Source organism: Inquilinus sp. (genome assembly GCF_057815775.1).
Genome location: NZ_JBYRFX010000393.1, coordinates 1 through 7,153, shown reverse-complemented (window position 1 = coordinate 7,153; position 7,153 = coordinate 1). Strand labels below are relative to the sequence as shown.

General features: G+C 69.4%; 5 protein-coding genes. 4 read left to right on the top strand and 1 reads right to left on the bottom strand.

Annotated elements, in window-relative coordinates; translation table 11 throughout:
- Position 1: 1 nt before the first annotated feature.
- The 4 genes from AC3XYG_RS14170 to AC3XYG_RS14155 all read left to right on the top strand — a co-directional run bounded on the left by AC3XYG_RS14170 (position 2) and on the right by AC3XYG_RS14155 (position 4,691).
- The gene (locus AC3XYG_RS14170; RefSeq protein WP_489140484.1) at positions 2–901 is read left to right on the top strand and encodes a class I fructose-bisphosphate aldolase; all 900 of its coding nucleotides are present in this window, start codon (positions 2–4) and stop codon (positions 899–901) included.
- A 28-nt stretch (positions 902–929) separates the two neighbouring features.
- The gene (locus AC3XYG_RS14165) at positions 930–1,412 is read left to right on the top strand and encodes a thiamine phosphate synthase (protein WP_489140483.1); all 483 of its coding nucleotides are present in this window, start codon (positions 930–932) and stop codon (positions 1,410–1,412) included.
- A 105-nt stretch (positions 1,413–1,517) separates the two neighbouring features.
- Positions 1,518–4,043, top strand: a complete 2,526-nt coding sequence (locus AC3XYG_RS14160) for an EAL domain-containing protein (RefSeq protein WP_489140482.1) — start codon at positions 1,518–1,520, stop codon at positions 4,041–4,043.
- Positions 4,044–4,049: 6 nt separating this feature from the next.
- Positions 4,050–4,691, top strand: coding sequence for a lysozyme inhibitor LprI family protein (locus tag AC3XYG_RS14155; RefSeq protein ID WP_489140481.1), 642 nt, complete (start codon positions 4,050–4,052; stop codon positions 4,689–4,691).
- 40 nt (positions 4,692–4,731) lie between these two features.
- Here AC3XYG_RS14155 and AC3XYG_RS14150 read toward each other — a convergent pair whose 3' ends face one another.
- Complete coding sequence (locus tag AC3XYG_RS14150) at positions 4,732–7,011, bottom strand: DUF3141 domain-containing protein (RefSeq protein ID WP_489140480.1); 2,280 nt, start codon at positions 7,009–7,011, stop codon at positions 4,732–4,734.
- Between the last annotated feature and the right edge of the window lie 142 nt (positions 7,012–7,153).

The window sequence follows — 7,153 nt, the reverse complement described above, 5'->3', positions numbered from 1 at the left end:
CCTGTCGAACTACGACAGCGAAAACCCGGGGGTGAAGGCCCGGCTCGCGCAGCTTCTGATGAATGGCCGTCTCGGCGGCACCGGCAAGATGATCATCCTGCCGGTCGACCAGGGGATCGAGCACGGCCCCGCCCGCAGCTTCGCCATCAATCCGGGCGGCTACGATCCGCTGTATCACCACCAGCTGGCGATCGATGCCGGGCTGAACGCTTATGCCGCCCCGCTCGGCCAGCTCGAGGTCTCGACCGGCAAGCTGTACGGCCAGGTGCCGACCATCCTGAAGCTGAACCACTCCAATAGCCTGTCCCGCCTGAAGGAAGACGCCGACCAGGCGATCTTCGGGTCGGTCGAGGACGCGCTGCGGCTGGGCTGCACCGCCATCGGCTTCACCATCTATCCCGGCTCGGACCAGGGGCTGGAGCAGATGGAGGAGATCGCCGAGCTGATCCGCGAGGCCAGGGCGGTCGGCCTGCCGACGGTGCTGTGGTCCTATCCGCGCGGCGGCAACATTACGAAGGACGGCGAGACCGCGATGGACGTGGTGGCCTATGCCGCCCATCTCGCCAGCCAGCTCGGTGCCCATGTCATCAAGGTCAAGCTGCCGAGCGCCTTCATTGAGCAGAAGGAAGCCAAGAAGGAATTCGACGGCGCCAAGATCGCGATCGGCACCCAGGCCGAGCGTGTCGCGGAGGTGATGCGCTCCTGCTTCGCCGGCCGCCGCATCGTCGTCTTCTCCGGCGGTGCCGCCAAAGACACCGCCGCGGTGCTAGACGACGCCCGCGCGATCCGCGACGGTGGCGGCAACGGGTCGATCATCGGCCGCAACTGCTTCCGCCGGCCGCGGGACGAGGCGCTGGAGCTGCTCGACACCCACGTCCGCAACTTCCAGGGCACGGAGTAATCCCCTGAGCGACGCCCGCCTCTATCTCGTGATCCCGCCGGACCTCGATCCGGCGGCGTTCACTGCCGCGATCGGCGCGGGCGATGTCGCCTGCGCCGAGATGGCCGTGCCTGCCCCCGCGGCCAGTGCCGCATGGCACCGGCTGCGCGACATCGCACAGGAGGCCGGCGTCGCCTTCCTGCTACGCGGCGACGCCGCCCTGGCCGCGACATCGCATTGCGACGGTGTCGTGGTCGAGGCCGGTGGCTACGCCGCGGCCCGCAAGGCCGTCGGCGCCCAGGCGATCGTCGGCGTGCTGGCCGGAGCCAGCCGGCACGAGGCGATGGAGGCCGGCGAGGCCGGGGCCGATTTCATCGGCCTCGACGCCGACCCGGAGCTGGTGGCATGGTGGACCGAGATGATGGAAATCCCCTGCGTCGCCGCCCTCTCCGTTGCCGATTTCCGGCGGGTGGCGGCCGAGGGCTGGGCCGACCCGCAGGCGGCCGTGGCGGCGATCCGCGCCCTGGGCTGAGATCGGCCCGGCCGACCCCTGTCCGTATGTAATAGCACACACCGCTGGACTCCGGGCCGGGAGCGGGATCACGATCGATCTTCGGCAACCACAAATGGGCGGGACATGCAGCTGACCGTGCCCGACGCGGTTCAGGCGAAGTGGCAGGAGATCGTCGACATCATGGCGCAGATCGCCGGCGTCCCGTCCGGCCTTATCATGCGCATCGTCGGGGACCAGATCGAGGTTTTCGTCGCCAGCCGGACGCCCGGCAACCCCTATCATGCCGGGGACTCCGAAAAGCTTCCGGGGTCGGGCCTCTACTGCGAGACCGTGATCCGCAGCCGGGACGAACTCCTGGTGGCCAACGCCGTCACCGACACCCTGTGGAGCCGCAATCCCGACATCGAGCGCGGGATGATCTCCTATCTCGGCTATCCCATCTCCTGGCCCGACCGGACGCCGTTCGGCACCATCTGCCTGCTCGACAACAAGGAGAACGCCTATACGGCGTTCTACCGGAACCTGGTGCTGCAGTTCCGCCAGATCATCGAGGGCTATCTCGAACTCATTTACGCCGAGGCCCAGCGCGAGACGGCGGAACAGGCGCTGGCGGCGGCGGAGCAGCGCTGGCGCTTCGCGCTCGACGGCGCCGGACAGGGGGTCTGGGACTATGATTTCCGGACCGGCCGCGACTTCTTTTCCCAGGGCTGGAAGGCAATGCTGGGCTATGCCGATGACGAGATCGGCGAGGGCATCGACATCTGGAGTTCCCGCCTCCACCCCGACGACCGGCAACGCAGCATGGAGGCCGCCGGCCGCGGCGACCCCGAGATCGAATACCGGATGCGCCACAAGGACGGCCATTGGGTCTGGATCCTGTCCCGCGGCCAAGTCGTCGAGCGCTCCCCCACCGGCGAGCCGCTGCGCAAGGTCGGCACCCACACGGACATCACCGCGCTGAAGCGGCTGACCGAGGCGCTGGCCGGCGAGAAGGAGCGGCTGCGGACCACCCTGAATTCGATCGGCGACGCGGTGATCTGCACCGATGCCGAGGCCCGCGTCAGCTTCATGAACCCGGTCGCCGAGCGCATGACCGGCTGGCCGCAGGGCGACGCGCTGGGCCGGCCCGTGACCGATGTGTTCCAGTTGGTCGACGAGACCACCGGCACCCCGGTGCCCGACCCGGTGCGGCAAAGCCTCGACCGGCGGGAGCCATTCTATCTCGAGCAGGAAGCGACGCTGACCAGCCGTGGCGGCGAGAAGCGGCACATCCGGGATTCGGCGGCGCCGGTGCGCAGCGCGGCCGGCGAGATCGTCGGCGCGGTGCTGGTGTTCCAGGACGTCACCAAGGCGCGCGCCCTGCAGCGCGAGCTGGTGCATTCCGCCCTGCACGACCCGCTGACCGGCCTGTCCAACCGCACCGCCTACGAACCGCGGCTGCAGCAGGCCTGGGAGCAGGCGCGCGAGCATAAACGCACCCATGTGCTGTGCTTCCTCGACCTCGACCGCTTCACGGCGGTCAACGACAGCGCCGGCCACGCCGCGGGCGACGCGCTGCTGCGCGAGGTCGCCGGCATGATCCGCAGCAGCGGCCGCGTCGGCGATTTCGCGGCCCGGCTGGGTGGCGACGAATTCGCCCTGCTGCTGGAGGACTGCACCGCCGGCGACGCGGTGACGGTGGTCCGCACCCTGATCGATGCGGTGGAAGCGCTGCGCTTCCCCTGGGACGGGCGGATCCATGTCATCGGCGCCAGTGCCGGCCTGACCGCGATCACCGAGGCCTCGCCCCGCCCGGCCGAGCTGCTGACCCAGGCCGATGCCGCCTGCTATGCCGCCAAGGCCGCCGGCCGCAACCGCGTCCTGATCTATGAGGGCCAGGACGAGGCGATCCCGGTGCATCCGCGCCAGATCCTCGGCGCCTCGGGCATCCGCAACGCCATCGACACCAACCGCTTCCGCCTGTTCGCCCAGGAGGCGCGCGACCTGCGCCCGGGCGACGGCACCCGGCATTTCGAGCTGCTGCTGCGGCTGGAGGACGGCAGCGGCACGATCTTCGAACCGGGCGGCTTCATCCCGGCGGCGGAGCGCTACGACCTGATGGCGGCGCTGGACCGCTGGGTGATCCGCACCGCGCTGGCCCGTTATGGCGAGCGGATCATCGCCGGCAACCTCTCGATCGCCCTCAACCTGTCCGCCCACAGCCTGCAGGATCCGCGGCTGTGGCCGTTCGTGCAGGAGCAGCTGCAGCGGTCGCCCCTGCCCTCGCTGCGGCTGCACTTCGAGATCACCGAGACGGCGCTGATCAACAACCTGTCGGCGGCCTCGCAATTCGTGGCCAAGGCGCGGGCGGCCGGCTGCGGCATCGCGCTGGACGATTTCGGCACCGGCGTCAGCTCCTTCACCTATCTGCGCCAGGTGCCGGTCGACGTGCTGAAGATCGACGGCAGCCTGATCCGACGCATCCGCGGCAGCCCGGTCGACCACGCCATCGTCCGGTCGATCAACGAGATCGGCCATGATCTCGGCGCACGAACCGTCGCCGAATCGGTGGAGGATGAGGAGACGCTGGAGATCGTGCGCGGCCTGGGGATCGACCGGGCCCAGGGCTATGCCGTCGGTCCCGTCGTCCCATTCGACCACGTGGTGTGAGGTCCCATGCGCATCCGCTTCCTGCTGCCCGCCCTCGCCCTGTTCGTCGCGGCCCCCGCCATGGCCCAGACCGCGCCGAGCTTCGACTGCGCCAAGGCCGGCAGCGCGGTCGAGAAGGCGATCTGTGCCGATCCGGCCCTGTCCTGGCTGGACCACACCATGGGCCGGCTGTATGCGGCGCTGCAGGCCGGCGGCGGCAAGCCGCTGCGCGACGGCCAGCGCGCCTGGCTGGCGCAGCGCAACGCCTGCCCGCCCGAGGGCCGCCGCAACTGCCTGAGCGGCCAGTACATGACCCGCTTCGCCGCGCTGTCGGCGGGGTACGACAAGGGCCGGACGCTCGGCGTCTACGGCTATCTCGACGGCACCGGCTGGATGACGGCGGTGCCGTTCCCGGATGGCACCGCCTCGGTCCGGATCGACACGGTGGGCGCCGCACCGGCCCTTCCGGCCTGCCAGCTCGACCTCGACGACGTCGCGGCCGCCAAGGGCGGCGTCCGCTGGACCGACCCCGACACGCCGCTGGGCGACGACCAGCACTGCTCGATCGACATGAGCTTCAGCCCCGGCCAGGCCCGGCTGGCGGACCATGGCTGCGAGGCCGCCTATTGCGGCAAGAACGGCCGCTTCGCCGGCAGCTACCAGCGGTAGGCGAAGGCGGCCGGGTGTTCGCCCGGCCGTCGCCCAGAGCTTACTGCACCACCTTCAGCGTCCGTCCGGTGCGGCCGCGCCGGACCTTCGGCGCCTCGACCTCGATCGGCGCGGCGGCCGGTTCCTCGACCACAGCCGGTTCTTCGACCGCAGCCGGCTCTTCGGCGGTGAAGGTCTCGCGCATCTGCTCCAGCCGCAGCTTGACCTCGCCGGCGACCGGGCCGGAGGCGGACACGGCGGCCTCGATCACGGTGAAGGCCAGGTTCCGGGTCGCGGCGTCGGCCGTCAGCAGCACCGGCAGCGTCTCCAGCGCCGCTTCCGGCAGCCAGCGCAGGATCAGGTACTGCTCGCGCACCGCTTCCTTGAACTCGGCCAGCGAGTCCCAGTGGCCCGGCAAGCTGTCAGCATAGAGCTGGCGCAGCGTGGCGAAGCCGCGCTCATCCACCGCCCGCATCGGCCAGATGACATAGAGGATGGCGCGCAGCACCGCGGCGCGGATGTCGCCCTCGCCCACCTTGCCGCGCAGACCCTCGATCACCTCTTCGGTCTCGGCCCGCCGCGGCGGGCGGCGTTCGGCCAAAGTGCGTTCGTCGATGCCCAGCAGCGCCTGCAGCACCGGGTTGCCGTAGATGCCGTAGAAGCTGCTTTCGATCCAGCGGTCGCGCATGTCGCGCCAGCCGTCCAGCATGGTCACGATCTGGTTCGACATCATGTCCTGGAAGGCCAGGAACGGGTTGTCGGCCGCCGCCGGCTGCCGGTGCTCGCGCACCTGCTCGGCGGCCATCGCCACCGGCAGCATCGCCGGGTTGCGATTCGAGAACAGCGAGTACTGCAGCCGCAGCGGGCTCAACCGCCGCCCCAGCTCCGCCGCCGGCTCGCTCGACATCGCCTGGATCCAGGGCCGGACCAGGCTGCCGTACAGCTTGCTGTTGATCTCCGACACCTTTGCCGCGGTGGCGAAGGCGAGATCTTCCTCGGAGTTGTTCAGGCCCAGCGCCCGCAGGTCGTTCATGCTGCGCGCCTCGAACCGCACGACATGGTCGCCGCGGATCAGGTCGGAATGGGGATCGTCCGGCTGCATCTCGGTGATGACGGCCTCGTACAGGCCGGGCGCCAGCACGTCGATCAGGTCGATGTTCTGGATGAACTCGTTGTGCTCCTTCGCCGCGACGCGGCCGGAGACGAAGATGCCGAGATGGCCGATGTCATCGTGGATGGCATAGATGATGGTCTGGCCATTGGCGACGATGTCGTCGGTCGAATCGTACAGGTCGAGGATCCAGCCCAGCGCCTGCTGCGGCGGGGTGATGTTGTCGCCCTGCGAGCAGAACACCAGGATCGGCGACTTGATGTTGCGCAGGTCGATCTTGCGCCCATCCGAGGTCTCGAGCTGGCTGGCCGTCAGCTTGTCGCCGACGAACAGATCCTCGGTGATGGTCTCGATCTCGTTGGCGTTCAGCAGGACATAGCCGCCCCACCATTTCTCGAAACTGAGGTAGCGCGGCACCTCGGTGTCGATCTTGGTGTACAGGTTGTACTGCTTCGACCACAGCGTGTTGGACGGGTTCAGCATCTCGAAATTCTGCACAAGATGGGCGCCGTCATAGCGGCCATGGCCGAGATCGGCGCTGAGCGCCGCGGGCCAGCCGCCGCCGGCGAGGCCGCCGAGATAACGCATCGGGTTCTTGCCGCGCGGCCCGTCCCAGTAGGACAGCGGCGCGCCGGCCAGGATCATCGGCCCGACGATGTCGGGCTTGACCGCGGCCAGCATCGCCAGGGCCCAGCCGGCCTGGCAGTTGCCCATGACGCAGGGCTTGCCCTCGGCCCTGGGGTGCCGCTCGGTCACCACGCGCAGGAAGGCGGCTTCGGCCCGGCCGATATCCTCCAGCGTCTGGCCGGCCACCGGCACCGGCAGGAAGCCGATGAAATAGCAGGGATGGCCGGCGCGCAGGGCCCGGCCGATCTGGCTTTCCGGCTTCATGCCGCCGATGCCCGGGCCGTGGCCGGCACGCGGGTCGACGATGACGAAGGGCCGCTTGTCCGGGTCGACCGTCACGCCAGCCGGCGGCACGATCTGCACCAGCATGTAGTTGCAGGGCCGCTCCAGCGTCCGGCCGTCGAGGATCAGCTCGAACTCGTAGGACAGCACATGCGGCGTCGGGTCCGCGGCATGGGTCAGGTACTGGTTGCCGCGCTGGCGCAGCACGTCCCAGAACAGCACCGTGCGCTGCGTCGCGTCGACCCAGTATTCGGCGGCGGACTGCCAGGGCTCGGCCCAGGCGGCGCTGAGCGCGGCGCTCTGGTCGGCGGTACCCGTCATGATAACCCGGTCCTCTTCCTTCGTTGCGAACGGCCATCCCGCGACGCGAGGGGCTTCACGCCCTCTGCACCAACACGGGACTCGCTTGGCCGATCCGCCCTAAGTCAGACGATATAGCATATTTTAGGGTTTTACATGCGCT

Excerpts from the sequence above, each read along its gene's own strand:
- AC3XYG_RS14150 (WP_489140480.1), bottom strand. The coding sequence starts at position 7,011 with ATGACGGGTACCGCCGACCAGAGCGCCGCGCTCAGCGCCGCCTGGGCC.
- AC3XYG_RS14160 (WP_489140482.1), top strand. The coding sequence starts at position 1,518 with ATGCAGCTGACCGTGCCCGACGCGGTTCAGGCGAAGTGGCAGGAGATC.
- AC3XYG_RS14155 (WP_489140481.1), top strand. The coding sequence starts at position 4,050 with ATGCGCATCCGCTTCCTGCTGCCCGCCCTCGCCCTGTTCGTCGCGGCC.